General features: G+C 71.5%; 13 protein-coding genes. 7 read left to right on the top strand and 6 right to left on the bottom strand.

What is annotated here, in order from left to right:
* Positions 1 to 77: 77 nt before the first annotated feature.
* Positions 78 to 1142 carry a tRNA (adenosine(37)-N6)-threonylcarbamoyltransferase complex transferase subunit TsaD gene (gene tsaD, locus ACFYS8_RS23005; protein ID WP_387643529.1) on the bottom strand — a complete coding sequence of 355 codons (1065 nt, stop codon included), beginning with the start codon at positions 1140 to 1142 and terminating at the stop codon, positions 78 to 80.
* Positions 1143 to 1383: 241 nt separating this feature from the next.
* Here tsaD and ACFYS8_RS23010 point away from each other — a divergent pair, with 241 nt between their 5' ends.
* Complete coding sequence (locus ACFYS8_RS23010) at positions 1384 to 3867, top strand: ABC transporter permease (protein WP_387643531.1); 2484 nt, start codon at positions 1384 to 1386, stop codon at positions 3865 to 3867.
* A gap of 74 nt (positions 3868 to 3941) precedes the next feature.
* Positions 3942 to 4934 carry an alpha/beta hydrolase gene (locus ACFYS8_RS23015; protein ID WP_387643532.1) on the top strand — a complete coding sequence of 331 codons (993 nt, stop codon included), beginning with the start codon at positions 3942 to 3944 and terminating at the stop codon, positions 4932 to 4934.
* Between the two features lie 52 nt (positions 4935 to 4986).
* Here the strand turns inward: ACFYS8_RS23015 and ACFYS8_RS23020 are convergent, their stop codons facing one another.
* Positions 4987 to 5943 (bottom strand): TIGR00730 family Rossman fold protein, encoded by a 957-nt coding sequence (locus ACFYS8_RS23020; protein ID WP_387643534.1) that lies wholly within the window; start codon positions 5941 to 5943, stop codon positions 4987 to 4989.
* A 53-nt stretch (positions 5944 to 5996) separates the two neighbouring features.
* Between ACFYS8_RS23020 and ACFYS8_RS23025 the strand changes: the two genes are divergently transcribed.
* Complete coding sequence (locus ACFYS8_RS23025; RefSeq protein WP_387643536.1) at positions 5997 to 6566, top strand: TetR/AcrR family transcriptional regulator; 570 nt, start codon at positions 5997 to 5999, stop codon at positions 6564 to 6566.
* Between the two features lie 12 nt (positions 6567 to 6578).
* On the opposite strand, the gene ACFYS8_RS23030 is transcribed toward ACFYS8_RS23025, so the two are convergent.
* From ACFYS8_RS23030 to ACFYS8_RS23040, 3 genes are all read right to left on the bottom strand, one after another.
* Positions 6579 to 7613, bottom strand: coding sequence for an ABC transporter permease (locus tag ACFYS8_RS23030; RefSeq protein WP_387643538.1), 1035 nt, complete (start codon positions 7611 to 7613; stop codon positions 6579 to 6581).
* Positions 7610 to 9178, bottom strand: coding sequence for a sugar ABC transporter ATP-binding protein (locus ACFYS8_RS23035; RefSeq protein WP_387643540.1), 1569 nt, complete (start codon positions 9176 to 9178; stop codon positions 7610 to 7612). The genes ACFYS8_RS23030 and ACFYS8_RS23035 overlap by 4 nt, the downstream gene beginning before the upstream one ends.
* 86 nt (positions 9179 to 9264) lie before the next feature.
* Positions 9265 to 10305 carry a substrate-binding domain-containing protein gene (locus ACFYS8_RS23040; RefSeq protein WP_387643541.1) on the bottom strand — a complete coding sequence of 347 codons (1041 nt, stop codon included), beginning with the start codon at positions 10303 to 10305 and terminating at the stop codon, positions 9265 to 9267.
* Between the two features lie 379 nt (positions 10306 to 10684).
* On the opposite strand from ACFYS8_RS23040, the gene ACFYS8_RS23045 reads away from it, so the two are divergent.
* Positions 10685 to 12763: an alpha-galactosidase gene (locus ACFYS8_RS23045; protein ID WP_387643543.1), complete on the top strand. Its 2079-nt coding sequence runs from the start codon at positions 10685 to 10687 to the stop codon at positions 12761 to 12763.
* Between the two features lie 69 nt (positions 12764 to 12832).
* Positions 12833 to 14959, top strand: a complete 2127-nt coding sequence (locus tag ACFYS8_RS23050) for an NPCBM/NEW2 domain-containing protein (RefSeq protein ID WP_387643545.1) — start codon at positions 12833 to 12835, stop codon at positions 14957 to 14959.
* Positions 14960 to 15119: 160 nt separating this feature from the next.
* Here the strand turns inward: ACFYS8_RS23050 and ACFYS8_RS23055 are convergent, their stop codons facing one another.
* Positions 15120 to 15701 carry a helix-turn-helix domain-containing protein gene (locus ACFYS8_RS23055; RefSeq protein ID WP_387643547.1) on the bottom strand — a complete coding sequence of 194 codons (582 nt, stop codon included), beginning with the start codon at positions 15699 to 15701 and terminating at the stop codon, positions 15120 to 15122.
* 321 nt (positions 15702 to 16022) lie between these two features.
* Here ACFYS8_RS23055 and ACFYS8_RS23060 point away from each other — a divergent pair, with 321 nt between their 5' ends.
* Positions 16023 to 16820, top strand: coding sequence for an aldolase (locus ACFYS8_RS23060; protein WP_387643549.1), 798 nt, complete (start codon positions 16023 to 16025; stop codon positions 16818 to 16820).
* Positions 16820 to 17734 carry a dihydrodipicolinate synthase family protein gene (locus tag ACFYS8_RS23065; protein WP_387643551.1) on the top strand — a complete coding sequence of 305 codons (915 nt, stop codon included), beginning with the start codon at positions 16820 to 16822 and terminating at the stop codon, positions 17732 to 17734. The genes ACFYS8_RS23060 and ACFYS8_RS23065 overlap by 1 nt, the downstream gene beginning before the upstream one ends.
* Positions 17735 to 18555: the final 821 nt, after the last annotated feature.

Here is an 18555-nt window from a genome sequence, read left to right on the forward strand (position 1 = left end):
ACCGCTCTGCCCGCAGGGCCCGGTTCCTCGCCGTCGAGGCCCCGACGATCAGGGCGCAGTACGAGAGTTGACGGTCGTCAGGCGGCTGCCCGGGCCCGCGGTGTCAGTGCGGCGAACTCCAGCGGCGCGGACGGGTCGATCGACACGTCCAGCGGCGCGGGCTCGGCACCGGCACGGACCAGCAGGTCGCCGATCGCGGCGACCATCGCGCCGTTGTCCGTGCACAGCCCCAGCGGCGGCACCCGCAGTGTGATCCCGGCGGCCGCGCAGCGCTGCTCGGTCAGCGCCCGGACCCGCGAGTTCGCGGCGACCCCGCCGACCACCACCAGCGTCCCGACGCCGTGGTCGACGCAGGCCCGGACGGCCTTGCGGGTCAGCGTGTCGGCGATCGCCTCCTGGAGCGACGCCGCCGCGTCCGCCACCGGCAGCTCGCGGCCGGCCGCGCGGTGGCCCTCCACCCAGCGGGCGGCGGCGGTCTTCAGCCCCGAGAACGAGAACGCGTACGGGTCATCGCCCGCCCCGGTGAGCGGACGCGGCAGCCGCACCGCGGCCGGATCGCCGTCCCGGGCGGCCCGGTCGATGGCCGGACCGCCCGGGTACGGCAGGCCGAGAATGCGGGCGCTCTTGTCGAAGCACTCGCCGGCCGCGTCGTCCAGGGTGTCGCCGAGATGCACGATCGGGTCGCGGGCCAGATCGCGGACCAGCAGCAGCGAGGTGTGCCCGCCGGAGACGATCAGCACCACGCACGGATCCGGCAGCGGCCCGCCCACCAGCCCGGCGGCGGCCACATGCCCGGCCAGGTGGTGCACGCCGTACAGCGGCACCCCGAGTGAGAACGCGTAGCTCTTGGCGGCGGCCACCCCCACCTGCAGCGCGCCCGACAGCCCCGGCCCCGTCGTCACCGCGACCGCCCCGACGTCCCCCAGTGTCAGCCCCGCCCGCCCCAGCGCCTCCCGCACCACCGGCGCCATCGCGTGCACATGCGCCCGCGCGGCGATCTCCGGCACCACCCCGCCGTACCGGGCGTGCTCGTCCATGCTCGACGCCACCGCCTGCCCGAGCAGCACCCCGTCCCGGACCAGCCCCGCCCCCGTCTCGTCGCACGACGACTCGATTCCCAGCACCACCGGCGACTCCGGCATCGGCCCGCACCACTCTCGCATCAGACTTGCAGTTGCACATAGTGTGCAACAGGCCGGGCGCGGGACCCGTTCGGGGTCGGCGTACCTCCACAGGAGGAGAGCGCGGACGAAGCCCTCACCCTGCGGATCGATCAAGATCACGACCTGGTGCCTACGGCCCGCGCCACCGCCCTCCATAGGCTCGGAGACGGCCACCTGGCGCCACATCACCACTGGTCAGGGGCGTGCGAACCGAGGAACGATGACGACCTACCGATACACCGTGGCCGAGCTGCGCGGGCAACTGCGGCAGCTGGTGCTGAGCGGAGCCGCGATCGCCCTGGGCGTGGCCTTCCTGATCGCCTCCGTCGGCGGAAGCGGCGCCCTGGTGGACTCCTTCAGCCAGACCGCCGCCACCGAGGTCGGCCCCGGCGACATCCAGGTCACCAGGCCCGCCACCAACGGCGGCCTGGACGCCACTGCGGCCGCCCACGCCCAACAGACCACCGGAGTCGCCGCCGTGGCGCTCCGACTGACCGGCCAGGGCGCACTGCAAGCCGCCGACGGGCAGCCCCTCGACGCCGCCACCGTGACCGCCGTCGCCGCCGACCCGGCCCTGCGCTGGCAACTGCTCAAGGACGGCCGATGGCCGGACGCCCCCGGCGAGGCACTGCTCGACAGCGACACCGCCCACCGCCTCGACGCCGCACCCGGCTCGGACATCCGACTCACCCGCCCCGACGGCACCACCGCCACCGCCCGCCTGGTCGGCACCCTCGACGGCCGCGGCGCACCCAGCCTCGCCGGGCACCCGATCATCGCCGTCCCGGCCGCTGCCGTCGGCGAGTACGCCGCCGCCGTCACCGCCGCCCAACTCGACGTCCGACTCCAGCCCGGCGCCTCCCGCACGCACACCACCGAGGCACTGCGCGCCGCCCTCGGCGACGCACCCGTGATCCGCACCCGGGCGGCCTCCGTGACCGAGGCGACCCGGCAGAGCACCACCCTCTACGGCGTGGTCCTGATCGCCGCACTGTCCTTCGTCCTGATCGCGCTCGCGGTGGCGCGCATGGTGGTCAGCAACACCTTCTCCGTCATGCTGGCGCAGCGCACCCGCCAACTCGCCCTGCTGCGCTGCGTGGGAGCCGACCGGGCCCAGATCCGCCGACTGATCCGCCGCCAGGGCCTGCTGCTCGGCATCGGCGCCTCGACCGTCGGCGTACTCCTCGGCGCCGGGCTCTGCGCCGCCGCGACCGGCCTGGCCCGGTACGCCGACCTCGGGCCGGTGCGCCTGGACCTGCTGCCCGCCCCGGCCACCTGCGCGCTCGCCGGCCTGTTCGGCGTGCTGCTCACCCTGCTGGCCGTCCGCGGACCGGCGAAGCAGGCCTCCGCGGTGCCGCCCGTGGCCGCACTCGGCGGCGCCGTCGCCATCGGCGGCACCGCAGCCCGGCTGCGCGCCGCGGTCTGGTCCGCGGCGCTGCTGCTGGCCGGCGCCGCCTCGCTGGTGCTGGGCGTGCTGACACCTCCGCCGCTGTCGCTGCTCGCCGTCACCCTCGGCGCGATCAGCAGCTTCTTCGGAGTGCTGCGACTCAGCCACCGACTGCTGCCCGCCGTGGTCGCCGCCCTCGGCGCCCCGGCCCGCCGACTCGGCGGCACCGCCGGACGGCTCGCCACCCGGCAACTGCGCCTCAACCCGGCCCGGACCGGCGCCACCGGATCCGCCCTGCTGCTCGGCGTCACCGTCATGGTCGGCGCCGTCACCGCCCTCGACATCACCTCCAACTCCCTGGTGCCGGTGGTCTCCGCCCGCCAGCCCGGTGTCTTCGCCGCCACCCCCGCGGCCGGCGGCGCCCTGCCCGCCGACACACTCGCCGCCCTCGGCCGACAGCCCGAACTCGCCGTCACCCGGGTCCGCTCCACCACCGTGGACGTCGACGGACACCCGACGCTGCTCGCGGCCGTCGACCCGACCGGCCTCAACCCCCGCGCCGACGGCGTCGACCGAGCGCGGACCCTGCCCGACGGAACGGCGCTCAGCGGCCTCGGCGGCGGACCGGAGGACATCCGCGTCACCGCCCCCGGGCAGCCCGCCACCGCCCTCCGCGCCGCCCCCGGACGCAGCAGCCTGCCCTTCACCCTGCAGAGCGGTGCCTACCTGCTGGTCACCCCCGCCACCCTCGACCGCATCGCCCCCGGCGCACCCACCACCACCGTCTGGATCAGCCCCGCCGAAGGCACCGACCACCTCACCACCCGCCGCGCCATGGACCGCGCACTGGCCGGCCACCCCGGGATCCAGGTCACCGACACCGCCGCCCAGGCCCAGACCCTCCGCACCCTCCTCGACCGGATGACCCAGGTCAGCATGGCCCTGCTCTCCTTCTCCGTCGCCATCGCCGGCCTCGGAGTCGCCGCCACCCTGATGCTCAGCGTCAGCGAACGCGCCCGCGAGATCGGCATGCTCCGCGCCATCGGCATGTCCCGCCGCCAACTGCGCCGCATGCTCACGCTGGAAGCCCTGCTCCTCTCCCTCGCCGCAGCCCTGGCCGGCACCACCCTCGGCCTGACCTACGGCTGGGCCGCCGCCCGCTCCGTCACCTCCACCGTCGGAACCGTCGGCGGCCCCCCGATCCCCCTCGTCCTCGCCTCCCTCGCCCTGACCGTCCTGATCGGCCTCGCCGCCGCCGTCCTCCCCGCCCGCCGCGTCGGCCGCATGACCGTGGTGGCCGCCCTGCACGCGAGGTAGCCCCGTCCGGTTCTCTGTTGTCAGGGCTGAAAGAATCCGTCGAGAACCTTCAACTCTCAAGGGGGAGGCCGTAAATGACCAAGGAACAGCACAGCAACGCGCAGGCCGGTGGGACGTCGCGGCGCAGCGCGCTGAAGGCGGCCGTGGCCGGCGCGGGGACGATCGCCGCCCTCGGCGCAGCCACCCCCGCCGCGCACGCGGACGGGCCCGGGCGCGGCGCCCCGACCTTCGTCCTCGTCCACGGCTCGGGCAGCAACTCCTTCGCCTGGCAGCCCCTGCTGCGCGAACTGGGACTGCGCGGACACCGCGCGATCGCGGTCGACCTGCCCGGACACGGCCTCGGCGCGTACCTCCCCGAGTCCTACCAGTCCCCGCAGGACCTCGACCGGCTGCGCACCGAGCCGTCCCCGCTGTCCAAGGTGACGCTGGCCGACTTCGCCGCCCACGTCATCGCCACGGTCCGGCGGGCGCGCCGCAACGGCCCCGTCGTGCTGGTCGGCGCAAGCCTCGGCGGCGCCACTCTCAACGCGGTCGCCAACCAGGTGCCCGAGCTGATCGCGCACCTGGTGTACACCTCCGCGTTCTGCCCGACCAAGCACCCCTCGGTGCTGCAACTGGTGCTGACCCCCGAGGGGGCCGGCAGCTCCATGTTCCGGATTCCCCCGGTCCGGACACCGCCGGAGCTGGGCGTCAACCGGGTCAACTGGCGCTCCGCCGACCCCGCCTTCTTCGCGATCGTCAAGGACTCCCTCGCCGCCGACCGCACGGACGCCGAAGTCCGAACCCTGATGAACATCCTGGAGCCGGACGAGTCCGCGTCCATCGGCCTGACCGAGGACGCCCGCGGCCTCCCGGCGACCTGGGGCCGCGTCCCCCGCACCTTCGTCCGCTACACCCAGGACCACACCATCCCCCTCTCCCTCCAGGACCTCATGATCCGCGAGGCCGACGAGGTCACCCCCCACAACCGCTTCCGCGTCCGCTCCCTGAGCGCCCCCCACCTCGGCCCCCGCGACCCGGCCCTCCTGGCGGACGAACTGGAACTCGTCGCCCGCCTCTCCCACTGATCCCGAGCCGCCACTCCCGTCACCGCCGCTGACACCGCGGCCCGGACCCGCGCTACGAGGCCAGATCGAGTCGGGCCATCACCTCCCGCAGCGCGGGCGCGCAGCGGTCGGTGTCGGCGGCGGTGAGCCAAGCCAGTTCCGCGATCTCCGCGCCGGGGGTGGGCATACCGTCGGCCGGGCCGGTGTAGCAGTGCATGCGCAGTCGGACGCCGGGGCGGCCGTGGGCGGGGGCCTCGACCGTGTGGGCGTGGGCGAGCCGCTCGGGTGCGCAGGTCAGGCCGAGTTCCTCGCGCAGCTCCCGGGCCAGCGCCCGGGCCGGGGTCTCTCCGGGCTCCAACTTGCCGCCGGGGAGGTAGAAGGCGTCCTTGCCGTGTGTCCGGACGGCCAGCAGCCGCCGGTCGCGGACGCAGATCCAGCCCACGGAGTCCAGCAGCGCGTCGTCCGCCGACGGGGTCTCCCACTTGGGCGTCGGCGGCTGCCACCGGGCCATGGCGTCGAGCAGGGCCCCGGGGTCCGTCCCGGTGATCAGGTTCCGGTACGTGGGGCGGACGAAGCCGGTGTCGACCAGGTGGTCGGCGAGCGCGGTCAGCGGCTGCCAGAAACCGGGCGGGCCGAGCAGTGCGACGGGCTTGGTGTGGAGCCCGAGCTGCTGCCAGGTCCACGCCTCGAACAGCTCCTCCAGGGTGCCGGCGCCACCGGGCAGTGCGATGAACCCGTCCGCCGCCTCGGCCATCGCGGCCTTGCGCCGGTGCATGTCCTCAACCACCCGCAGGCGGGTCAGGCCGCGGTGGGCGATCTCCTTGTCCACCAGGGCCTTCGGCATGATCCCGACGACCTCGCCGCCGGCGGCGAGCGCGGCGTCGGCCAGCGCGCCCATCAGCCCGACCTTTCCACCCCCGTAGACGATGCCGACGCCCCGGCGGGCCAGCGTGGTGCCCAGGGCGGCCGCCAGGGCGGCGTACTCGGTGCGGGTGCCGGTGGCGGATCCGGCGAACACTGCGAAGCGCATCAATCCTCCAAATGCGACGCGACGTCGCGTCGCATTATGGCAGGGTGGACCACATGACCCCACCGCCCACCCCCTCGCAGCCCAAAGGCCCCCGGAGCCGCGACCAGGTCCTCGACGCCACGCTCGCCCTGCTCAGCGAGACCGGCTACGCGCGACTCACCGTCGAAGGCGTGGCCACCACCTCCGGCGTCCACAAGAGCACCCTCTACCGCTGGTGGCCCGACAAGGCGGCCCTGGTGGCGGACGCCCTCGCCTCCCGGATGGACACCGGCCCGCTCCCGGACACCGGAAACACCCGCGACGACCTGACCACCTGGCTGCGCGGCACCATCGCCAACTACACCGCCACCCCCGCCGGTGCGACCATGCCCGCCCTGATCGCCGACCTGGCCGGCCGCCCCGGCGCCCTGGACGCCTTTCGCTCGGCCTTCCTCACCGAACGCCGCGCCAACTGCGCCACCGTCATCCACCGCGGCATCACCCGAGGCGACCTGCCCCCGGACACCGACGTCGAGCTCTTCATGGACGCCCTGGCCGGCGCGGTCTTCTACCGCCAACTCGTCACCGGCCTCCCCATCGACCCCGACCTTCCCGCCCGCCTCGTCCGCATCCTCGGCCTCTGACGGCCCTCCGCGTCAGGCGGGGAGGCCGACGGCGCGTTCCCTGGTGCGGCGTTGCTGGATGACGACCGCGACCACGAGCAGCGCGCCCTGGGCGACGTTCTGCCAGAAGGAGTTGATGCCCTGGACGGTGAGTCCGTTCTCGAGGGCGCCGAGGAGGGCGACGGCGAGGAGGGTGCCGCCGATGGTGCCCTTGCCGCCTTTGAGGGCGCAGCCGCCGAGGGCGGCGGCGGTGATGGCCTTGAGTTCGAGGCCTTCACTGCCGGAGGTGGGCTGGCCGCTGCCGGTGCGGGCGGTGAGCAGGATGCCGGCGATGGCGGCGACGGTGCCGATGAGGGCGTAGACGGCGACCAGGTACTTGTTGATGTTGATGCCGGCGAGGCGGGCGGCGGTGTCGTTGCCGCCGATGGCGTAGACGTTGCGGCCGATGTCGGTGTAGGTGAGCAGGACGTGGACGGCGAGGGCGACGGCGATGAGGATCCAGACCATGACGGGGAGTCCGGCGATCCTGCCCCGGCCGAGGAAGACGAAGAAGGCGTTGTTGAGGACGTAGCCCTGGGCCCGGCCGTCGGAGAGGAGTTGGGCGAGGCCCTTGTAGGCGGCGAGGCCGGCGAGGGTGGCGATGGTGGGGTTGACCCGGCCGTACACGATGACCGCGCCGTTGAGGATGCCGATCAGCAGGCCGACGGCGAGGGCGGCGGCCATGCCCGCGAAGGCGTTGGAGCCGGCGGAGGTGAAGGCCATGGCGCTGACGACGGAGGCGACGCCCGCCTGGGAGCCGACCGAGATGTCGAGTCCGCTACAGATGATGACGACGGTCTGGACGACGGCGAGCAGGCCGGTGATGGTGGCGGCCTCGGCGATCACCTGCATGTTGGTGAGGCTGAGGTAGTTGTCGTTGAGGAGGCCGAAGACGGTGAGGACCGCGGCCAGGGCGCCGATCAGGCTGAGGTTCTGCCCGCCGACGGCGCCCAGGACGGGAATCCTCGCGGCGGGCCGGCGCCGGCCTCCGTCGTCCGAGACGGCAGGCGGTGTGGTGGCGGTTGTCATGAGGCTGCTCCTGGGGCGCTTGTGCTGATGTCATCGGCCATCGCGAGGGCGAGGACGGCCTCCTCGGTGGCTTCCGCGCGGTTCAGCTCGCCGGTGGTGCGGCCGTTCTGCATGACGACGATCCGGTCGGCGAGGCCGAGCAGTTCGGGCAGTTCGGAGGAGATCACCAGCAGGGCGATGCCCTGTTCGGCGAGGTCGGCGATGATCCGGTAGATCTCGGCCTTGGCGCCGACGTCGATGCCGCGGGTGGGCTCGTCGAGGATCAGCAGCTTGGGTTTGCGGGCGAGCCAGCGGGCGAGGACGACCTTCTGCTGGTTGCCGCCGGAGAGCTTGCGGACCTCGTGCTCGACGGACGGTGCGCGGACCCGCAGGCGGTCGGTGTACTCCTGGGCGAGGTCGCGTTCCGCTCCTCGCCTGACGAAGCGGAAGCGGCGCAGTCGCTCCAGCACCGCGATGGAGGTGTTGTCCCGGATCGTGCGGTGCAGGGACAGCGCCTGCGCCTTCCGTTCCTCCGGGGCCAGGCCGAGGCCGGCGCGGATCACCGCTCCGGGGTTGCCGGACGGCAGCGGCTGCCCGTCCAGGGTGACGCTGCCGGAGCGGACGGGCAGGTCCCCGGCGAGAGCGAGGGCGAGTTCGGAGCGTCCGGCGCCGATCAGTCCGGCGAGGCCGACCACTTCGCCGGCGTGGATCCGCAGGTCGATGCCGTGGACCCGGTCCGTCGTCAGGTCACGGACGTCCAGGACGACCCGGTCGGTGACGACGGACCGGCGGACGGACATCGCCGACAGGTCGCGGCCGACCATCAGGCGTACCAGGTCGCCTTCGGTGGTGGTCCCGGCGTCCTGGACGCCGACCAGGGCTCCGTCGCGCAGGACGGCGATGCGGTCGGCGAGTTGGAAGATCTCCTGCATCCGGTGCGATACGTAGACGACGGCGACGCCCTGGTCGCGCAAGCGGTTGATCAGTGCGAACAGCGCGTCGACCTCGTGCTCGGACAGCGAGGAGGTCGGCTCGTCGAACGCGATGACCCGGGCGGCGGTTCCGCCGGTCAGCGCTCGCATGATCTCGACCAACTGGCGCTGGGCAGCCGTCAGTTGTGATCCGAGCAGATCGGGTTCCAGGACGTCGGCGAAACCGAACCGGGTGAGGTCCGCGGTGATCCGGCGGCGCAGCTCGGCCCGGTCGAGGCGGCGGCCGGCCCGGCGGGGCAGGGACCCGGCGTAGACGTTCTCGGCGACCGGGACGTGCGGGATGATCTCGGGTTCCTGCGGGATGATCCGGATGCCGGCGGCCCGTGCGTCGGCCGGGGAGCGCAGGTCGACCGGTCGCCCGTCCAGGAGGACGCGACCCTCGGTCGGCCGGTGGTCGCCGGCGAGGATCTTCAGAAGAGTGGACTTGCCGGCCCCGTTCTCACCCATGAGGGCGGTGACTCTGCCGCTGGGGAGGTCGAGGGTCACGTCGCTCAGGGCCTGCACCGCGCCGAATCGCTTGGTGATCCCCTCGACCCGCGCCCCGGCGATGGAGGGCGGTCGGGAGATCGGGGTCGAGGGGCGTGCTCTGTTCACTGGGTCACCTCAGGAATGGAGCGAAGGAGTGGAGCGGAGGAGTGGAGGCGGCCGCCGGCCCCACCGGCGACCGCGGGGAACGACGGTCAGTTGCAGGTGACGCCGGCGCCCTGCCAGGTGGCGGCGTCGACCATGGTGGTGCGGGCGAACGCCTCGGCGGGCATCTCCTTGTTGTTCTTCAGCCGGTCGTACATGGTCTGGACGGCGAGTGCGCCGACGTCCTTGCCGTTGATGAACAGTGCGGCCTTCATCCCGGAGGGCTTGCCGCCGGTCCAGCTCTTGCAGGCGAGGTAGGCGCCGAGGCCCACGCCGTCGATGTCGCCGGGGCTGACGCCGGCGTTCTGCAGGGCGGTGACGCCGCCCTGGACGTTCTCGTCGTTGCAGCCCCAGACCACCCAGTGCTTGACCCCGGCGTTGGCGGTGACCGTCGCAGCGACCTTGTCCTGGGCGCCGGTCGGGGTGTTGTCGGTGGCGACGTCGATGTTCCGGACCCCGGGGACGGCGGAGTCGAAGGCTTCCTTGGCGGCCTTGACCCGGTCGCCGCAGACGGTGACGTCCTGCTTCCAGGCGGAGATGATCCGGGTGTCGGCGGCGTTCCAGCCGGCCTTCTTGAACTCCTCGGCGGCGCGTTTGCCGACCTCGCCGCCCATCTGCGCGCCGGAGAAGCCGATCCGCGGCACCAGGTCGGACTTGGCGCACTTCGCCGGGTCCGGTCCGGTGGCGCAGACCTGGTCGTCCGAGGTGAGCAGGGCGATCTTCGCGTCCCGCGCGGTCTGCACGACCTGCGGGCCGACGGCCGGGTCGGGCACGACCACGATGACGCCGTTGGTCTTCTGCGCGATCGCGGACTGCACCTCGCTGATGGTCTTGTTGGCGTCGTTGCCGAGGTTCACCACCTTGATGTCGATGCCCAGTTCGGCGGCCTTCGCTCTCGCGCCGGCCGCCTCGCCGACGAAGTACTCCTGGTCGCCCTGCTTCTGCAGGTAGGTGATCGAGATCTTTCCGCCGACCGGGGCGACCGCGGGGGCGCCGGAGGTGGACTCCTGGCCGGTGGAGCAGGCGGTGGTGGTCAGGCCCAGGGCGAGCAGGAGTCCTGCGGCGGCACGGCAGTTGATGGCACGGGACATGAGGGGAGGCTCCTTTTCGTCGGACGCGAGAGGGGGAGGGGGCTCCTGACTCCGTCGCGCACAGGCTCCGGCGGCCCGTCAAACCACCAGAAACCAACATGCTCAAACGCGACCCGACATATCTCAGTGCCATTGCACGGGCATGTCAAGAGGGCGGGTGCGTGGACATCCGCCCGTGAGGTTATCCGTTGCATTCAACGGCAGTTCGGCCTGAAGCTTCCTGAAGACGGCGTGTTCGAGGTCTTGAGTGCTTGTTTCCGATCTGGCTACCATGCGTTGCTTTCTGTTTGAAAATTCCTCCAGCCGTCGATCTCTGGAGATGGATTCAACAGAACCCACCGGCATGTCACACCCCCGCAGGCTCACCTGGAGCGCCCCCATGCGTCCATCCATGCCCCGCACCCTGCTGCACGCCCTCGCGGCGTTGTCCCTCGCGGCATCCGGCCTCACGGCCGTCGTCGCCGGCTCCGCCCCCGCCGCGGCCCTCGACAACGGCAACGCCCTCACTCCGCCGATGGGGTGGAACTCCTGGAACATCCTGGGCACCGCGGTGACCCAGCAGCAGGTCGTCCAGACCATCGACTTCATGTCGTCCAAGGGCCTGGTGGCGGCCGGCTACGACACCGTCACCATCGACGACGGCTGGTCGCTGTCCCACCGCGACGGCCAGACCACCGACCTCGTCAAGAACTCCTACGGCGCGATGCAGCTGTACGACGCCAACCGCAACCCCGTCAGCGGTACCGACGGCAACGGCTTCGACCTGACGACGGGACACCTGATACCGGACCCGAACCACTTCCCGGCGCACACCGTCAACGGGCAGACCCTGAACGGCATCCAGTACCTGTCGTGGTACGCCCACAGCAAGGGCATGAAGTTCGGCCTCTACGCCACCGGCACCTACACCACCTGCCAGGGGCACCCGGGCAGTCTCGGGCACGAGTCGACCGACGCCGCCGACTTCGTCGCCTGGGGTGTCGACTTCGTCAAGTACGACGACTGCCCCTACGGCCCGCCGATCACCGGTCCGGACGGGTACAACTACGGAACCCAGGGCGAGGGCCGGGAGTTGACCCGCTCCATCTACGCCCGCACCCAGGACTTCCAGCGCGCCCTGGACGCGGCCTCCGCCGCCCGGGGCCGACCGCGCGTCACGCTGAGCGTGTCCGCGCAGCCCGTGCACACCGGCCTCCCGTACCTGCTGGCCGGTGACGACCCCGCCCGCACCGACCCGGTGATCCGGGCGGCCGGTACCCCCGCCCGGCAGGCCCCCGGCTACGCGCCGACCGGCATCTGGTGCGGTCAGGTCGCGAACCTCTGCCGGATCGGCGGCGACCGCGGTCCGGACCTGGAAGGCGTGCTCTACAACGGCCAGTTGCAGACCGCGCTGCAGTATCCGGGCAACGTCCGGCCGGGCAGCTGGAACGACATGGACATGATGTTCGCCGGCTGGCTCGACCCCTACGGCCTCTACGGCACCACCGACACCTGCACCTGCCACAAGCCGATGAACGACACCGAATCGCGCAGCGAGATGTCGATCCTCGCCATGGCGGCCGCCCCGCTGATCTCCGGCGCCGACCTGCGCACCGCCGCCGAATCCCAGCACAGCGACCGCGGCTACACCTGGTCCACGGGCATCAGCGACTCCGCGCTCGCCATCTACAAGAACGCCGACGTCATCGCCGTCGACCAGGACAGCCTCGCCAAGCCCGCCACCCTGGTCGGCAACCCGCCGAACAGCCCCACCGCCCCGCTGGTCCTCAAGCGGCAGCTGGCGAACGGCGACACCGCCGTCCTGCTGGTCAACCAGGACCCGAACTCCGCCCGGACCGTCTCCACCACCCTGAGCGCACTCGGACTGACGGGCCCCGGCTACTCCTCCAAGGAGCTGTGGACCGGCGCCACCGGCAACGTCACCGACACGCTCGGCGCCTCGGTCGCCCCGCACGGCGTGGCCATGTACCGGCTCAAGGCCCTGCCCGTCACCGTCCCCGCGACGGTGATCGGCGACGGCCGCTACCACGGCATCAGCGCCGGCGGCACCGGCGGCCAGGTCCTGGAGGTCCGGGGCACGTGCAGCGCCCCCGACGGCTCGACCACCGACATCAACACCTGGTGGGACTGGCACACCTCGGAGCGGTGGCGTTTCGACGCCAACGGTGACGGCACGGTGCACATCACCGACGACTGCTACACCGGCACCCAGGTCCACGGCACCCTGACCGGGCCGGCCACGCCCGGCAATCCGGCGTGGGTCCTGAACAGCTACGACCCCAACAGCCCCCACCAGAAGTGGCGCGTCGTCCAGAACACCGCCACCGGTGCGCTGACCATCACCAACGTGGCCACCGGCCTCGCACTGGACGCCCCGCAGTCCACACCCACGTCCGCCGTCGTCCTCGACCAGCCCGACGGATCGGCCGCAGGCCAGTCCTGGAGCCTGCTGTCCTGACGCGCCGGACCCACAGCGATCCACTTTCCGTGTGGTCGAGTCCCGCATGTCCGTTCCCGGGGAGGAACCTTGCAATCCGTACGCGCAAAACTGTCCCGCCGCATCAGCGCGGCGTTAACGTCCCTCACCCTGCTGACCGGTGGCGGCGCGCTCGTCGCCGGCGCCCAACTCGCCACCGCCCCACCGGCGATGGCGCTCGACAACGGCATCAACCTGACCCCCCAGATGGGCTTCAACAACTGGAACACCACCTGGTGCGGATCCCAGTTCAACGAGAACCTGGTCAAGGGCATGGCCGACCTGTTCGTCAGCAAGGGCCTCAAGGCGGCCGGCTACCAGTACATCAACCTCGACGACTGCTGGGCGATGCCCTCCCGGGACCTGTCCGGCAACCTGGTGCCCGACCCGGTCCGGTTCCCGCACGGCATCAAGGCGCTCGCGGACTACGTCCACGGCAAGGGCCTGAAGTTCGGCCTCTACTCGAGCGCCGGCATCCACACCTGCGACATCCAGGGCTTCCCGGGCGGCCTCGGCCACGAGCAGCAGGACGCCGACCTGTGGGCCTCCTGGGGCGTCGACTACCTCAAGTACGACAACTGCAACAACATGGGCGTCGACGCACAGACCCGCTACAAGGCCATGGGCGACGCGCTGAAGAAGACCGGCCGGCCGATCCTCTACAGCATCTGCGACTGGGGCTCCAGCGGCCCGTGGAACTGGGCTCAGCCGGTCGGCAACTCCTGGCGCACCACCGGCGACATCAGCGACACCTGGCAGAGCATGATCTCCATCGCGCACGCCAACCAGGGACTGTCCGCCTACGCCAAGCCCGGCGCCTTCAACGACCCGGACATGCTGGAGGTCGGCAACGGCGGCATGACCGGCACCGAGTACCGGACCCACTTCAGCCTCTGGGCCGAGATGGCCGCACCGCTGCTGATCGGCGCCGACCTGCGCACCGCCAAGCAGGAGACGTTCGACATCCTCACCAACGCCGACGTCATCGCGATCGACCAGGATCCGCTGGGCAAGCAGGGCTCGGTGGTCTCCAGCGACAACGGCCTGGTCGTCATGTCGAAGCCGCTGGCCGACGGCAGCCGCGCGGTCACCCTCACCAACGAGGGCTCCTACGACGCCACCATCACCACCACCGTGCAGGCCGTCGGTATCGCCGGCGCGCCCTCGTACACGGTCAAGGACCTGTGGGCGAAGAAGACCACCATCAGCACCGGGACGATCAGCGCCACGGTCCCCGGCCACGGCACCGCGATGTTCCGGGTCACCCCGAGCGTGCCCGTCCCGCCGCCCACCGGCATGAGCTACCTGAGCGACCTGCCGTTCCTCGCCCAGGCCAACGGCTGGGGCCCGGCCGAGCGCGACCACAGCAACGGCGACTGGGCCGCCGGTGACGGCCGCACCCTGGCCATCCGCGGCACCACGTACGCCAAGGGCATCGGTACGAACGCCGCCAGCGACATCAGCTTCAACCTCGGCGGTACCTGCAAGAACCTGGTGACCAGCGTCGGCATCGACGACGAGACGTCCGGCAACGGCTCCGCCGTCTTCCGGATATTCAAGGACGGAACCCTCGCCGCCGACAGCGGAAAGCTCACCGGCAAGGACCCGGCCAAGAAGCTCACCGTCGACCTCACCGGCGCCACCACCCTGCGCCTGGCGGTCACCGACGGCGGCGACGGCACCAGCTGGGACCACGCCGACTGGGCCGACGCCAAGATCGCCTGCGGCAACGGCCCCGCCGCCGGCGCCCACCAGCTCTCCGACCTCACCTGGACCTCCGCGAGCAACGGCTGGGGCCAGGTCGAGAAGGACATGAGCAACGGCGACAACCAGTCCGGCGACGGACACACCATCACCATCAACGGCGCGACCTACGCCAAGGGCCTGGGCACCAACGCGTTCAGCGAGATCGTCTACTACCTCGGCGGCACTTGCACCTCGCTGACCACCGACGTCGGCGTCGACGCCGAAGCCATGGGCCGCGGCACCGTCGCCTTCCAGATCTGGAAGGACGGCACCAAGGTCGCCGACAGCGGCGTACTGAACGCCACCGCCGGCGCCAAGCACCTCACCGCCGACCTCACCGGCGCCAACGAGCTCCACCTCGTCGTCACCGACGGCGGCGACGGCAACAACAGCGACCACGCCGACTGGGCGGGCCCGGTCCTCACCTGCTGACCGCTCTTCCGCGCGGGTGGGCCAGTGCCTTGCGCATTGGCCCCTACAGGTCACATTTCTGATCAAACATGCCTCTGGCCTGCGGAAACGACGAGAGACCGAACGGCGTTTCCGCAGGCCGGAGGCGCCCCTGTAGGTCGTGCCCGGTCGCCGGTGCGCCTCACGGCAAGCGGGAGTGCGGGGGCCAGGCGCCGTCCGGAGTGCCGTAGTCGCTGGAGACCAGGAGGAGGACGGTGGCGCGCCTGGTTCCCAGGGAGCGGAGCCGGTGGGGTGTGGTGGCCTTGAAGTAGGCGCAGTCGCCGGGGTCGAGCGTGATCGCGCGCGAGGGGAGGACCAGTTCGACCCGTCCCGCGTGGACGAAGACGAACTCCTCGCCGGGGTGGTCCCGGAAGACGGCGGGGCCGTCGTCGAGCGGCGGGTAGAGCATGAACGGGGTCATGCCCTTGGCGCCGGCGTCGAGTGCCATGCCCTCGTAGCGGGTGCCGGGCTCGTCCGGCGAGGTCAGGGCCTGGCGTTCCGCGGCCCGGGTGACGGTGACCTCGCTCAGCTCGTCGGCGTCGGCGAAGAGGCTGTCCAGGGGGACTTCGAGGGCCTTGGCCAGGGAGGCACACACGGCGATCGAGGGAACGCTCTGCCCGCGTTCAACCTTCGACAGGTAGCTCTTGGTGACGCCGGACCGCTCGGCCAGCGCCTCCAGGGTCATCAGCCGTTCCTTGCGCAGCCGGCGTACCCGGTTGATCACTGGCGTCTTCCTCTCCCGTGCCCCTGAATCGACGGGGCCGTGCGGTGTGGAGCGTGCAGTCCGCTCCCGATGACACGTTGTGTCCTATAGCGAACAATGCTACGCCGCGGCGCGACCGGCACACCCGGGAGGCGCGGCCCGCCGGCGTCTGTCGCGGGCTTCCCTTGGGGTGCCGGGCCTGCGGGCGCCTGCCCCGGGTGGGTGGTCGCTCTTGTCGCAGGAAACCTTGTGTCCTATCGTGAACAACGTTTCCCCCGGAGCTGCGGCTCCGGACGCAGGCCCTGCCACCGGGGCAGGGCCGGAGAACGGGAGCAGGGACACATGGCGAAAACGCTGCAGGACTCGAAGGACGTCCTCGTCGACCGCGCCGAGCGGCAGATGGACCGGCACTTCGGGGACTCGAAACTGACCACGCGCCAGAAGCTGGCGCTCACCTGCCGGATCGCCTACGACGGCGGCCACGACTCGGGCCTCGCCGGGCAGATCAGCTCCCGTGGGCGGGAGCCGGGCACCTACTACACCCAGCGGCTGGGGCTGGGCTTCGACGAGATCACCGAGGACAACCTGCTGCTGGTGAATGAGGACCTGGAAGTCCTGGAGGGGGAGGGCATGCCCAACCCCGCCAACCGCTTCCACTCCTGGATCTACCGGGAGCGCGCGGACGTCAACTGCATCATCCACACGCACCCGTTGCACACGGCCGCACTCGCCATGCTGGAAGTGCCGCTGGTGGTCTCCCAGATGGACACGACACCGCTGTACGACGACTGCGCCTTCCTCAAGGACTGGCCGGGCGTGCCGGTGGGCAACGAGGAGGGCAGGATCATCTCCGCCGCCCTCGGCGACAAGCGGGCCATCCTGCTGGCCCACCACGGCCAGCTGGTGACGGGCTCCACGGTCGAGGAGGCGTGCACCCTGGCGCTGCTCATCGAACGGGCCGCCCGCCTGCAGCTGCTGGCGATGTCGGCGGGGACCATCCGGCCCCTGGACCCGGCGCTGGCCCGTGAGGCCCACGACTGGACCTCCACCGACCGGCGCAGCAGGGCGAACTTCGAGTACTACGCGCGCAAGGCGCTGCGCAACCACCCCGACTGCGTGACCGGACAGGTGGAACTCTGATGGCCAACCCGCTCCTGACGGGCATCATTTCCTACCCGGTCACCCCCTTCGACGCCGTCACCGGCGAGGTCGACCTGCCCGCGCTGCGAAGCCTCACCGGCGACCTCGTCGCCGCCGGCAGCCACGCCGTCGCTCCGCTGGGCAGCACCGGCGAGAGCGCCTACCTGACGGACAAGGAGTGGGACGCGGTCTGTGAGACCACCCTCGGCACGGTGGCCGGGCAGGTGCCGACCCTCGTCGGCGTCTCCCACTGGAGCACCGGGGGCACGGTCCGCCGCGCCCGCGTGGCCGCCCGCCACGGCGCCACCGCGATCATGGTGCTGCCTCAGGTGTACTGGAAGCTGACCGAGGACGAACTCGCCCGCCACTACAGCGAGGTGGCCCGTGCCACCGACCTGCCGATGATGCTCTACAACAACCCCGGTACCAGCGGTGTGGACCTGCACCCGGAGGCGGTGGTCGCGCTCGCCCGGAAGATCCCCAACCTCACCATGGTCAAGGAGAGTTCGGGCGAGGTGTCCCGCTTCCGCGCCATCCGTGAGCTGTCCGACGGGGAGCTGTCCGTCTACAACGGCAGCAACCCGGTCGCCCTGGACGCCTTCCGCGCCGGAGCCGTCGGCTGGTGCACGGCCGCCCCCTGCCTCGTACCGGAGTGGGTGCTGGAGCTCCACGCCGCAGCCGTCGGCAGGCACGACGACCGCGCGGACGCGCTGTTGCGGGAGCTGCTGCCCTTCCTGCGGTTCATCGTCCACCACGGCCTTCCCCGGGCCATCAAGGCGGGCCTCGACATCCAGAACCGCCCGTCCGGGCCGCCACGACCGCCGCTGCTGCCCCTGCCCCAGGACGAGACGGCGCAGCTACGGGAGATGCTCGGCCGCCTCCTCCCCGACCGGCTCCCACCGTCCGCCGTCTGACGGCGCGAACTCCCCGCAGTCGGGCCTTCACGGGGTCAGGTGAACGCTTCCACGATGTGGGAGCAGCGCACCGGGTCCGCTTGAAGCCGCTCGCCGAACCGGCCAGCGTTTCCGCAGGTCAGCGAGGCGCTGACCTGCGGAAACAGGGGTCTCACCGCCGAGTTCGCGGCCGAGTTCGGCGGATCCCATGGTCGCTGCGCGCTCGCCGAATTCGATCTCCGTGCGCTCATTTCACACTCAGTTCACATCGCGAGTCTGCGACTGCGTCCAGCGCAGCCTCGACGGCCGTCTCGATCGCGGCACGAGGGGGACCGCACTGATGAGAGACCGCCGTCCGGCACCGGGCGCTTGAGGAGCAGCTTGCGTTGTCGCCTGCATGGACTGCCGAGAAAGTGAAGGCGATATTGGCTCTATTGGGAGAATCGACATGCGGACCAAGGGGACTCGGCGACGCAGCCTCACGCCATCTGCCGCGCGCTGTGGATAACTGAGTCAGTCAGACTCCCGGCGTAAGGCATTTACTGAAGCTGAGTGTTGAGGGCGCGTCCCACCCGCTGGTTTACGTGGACTGCTATTGGCGCCAGCGACTAACACAACCAGGTGGTCCTGACCTGGGGAGTTGCCAGCGCAGCGGGACTCTCCTCGGGGCGCCGTTCGTGCGGCAGGCGCTCGATCGACATGCAGCGGATGGCTGTGCCCCGGCCCGGCCCGCTCGTGAGTAAGGCGGACCTTGAAGCCGCCCGCCAGCAGGATCGGGTGTAGGGGAGATTTCTTCTTGTCCACGTGATGGCGCAGTGGTTGACGGTTCTGGCGAATCCGTC

Origin of the sequence: Kitasatospora sp. NPDC004615, assembly GCF_042873545.1 — a bacterium.
GTDB lineage: Bacteria > Actinomycetota > Actinomycetes > Streptomycetales > Streptomycetaceae > Kitasatospora.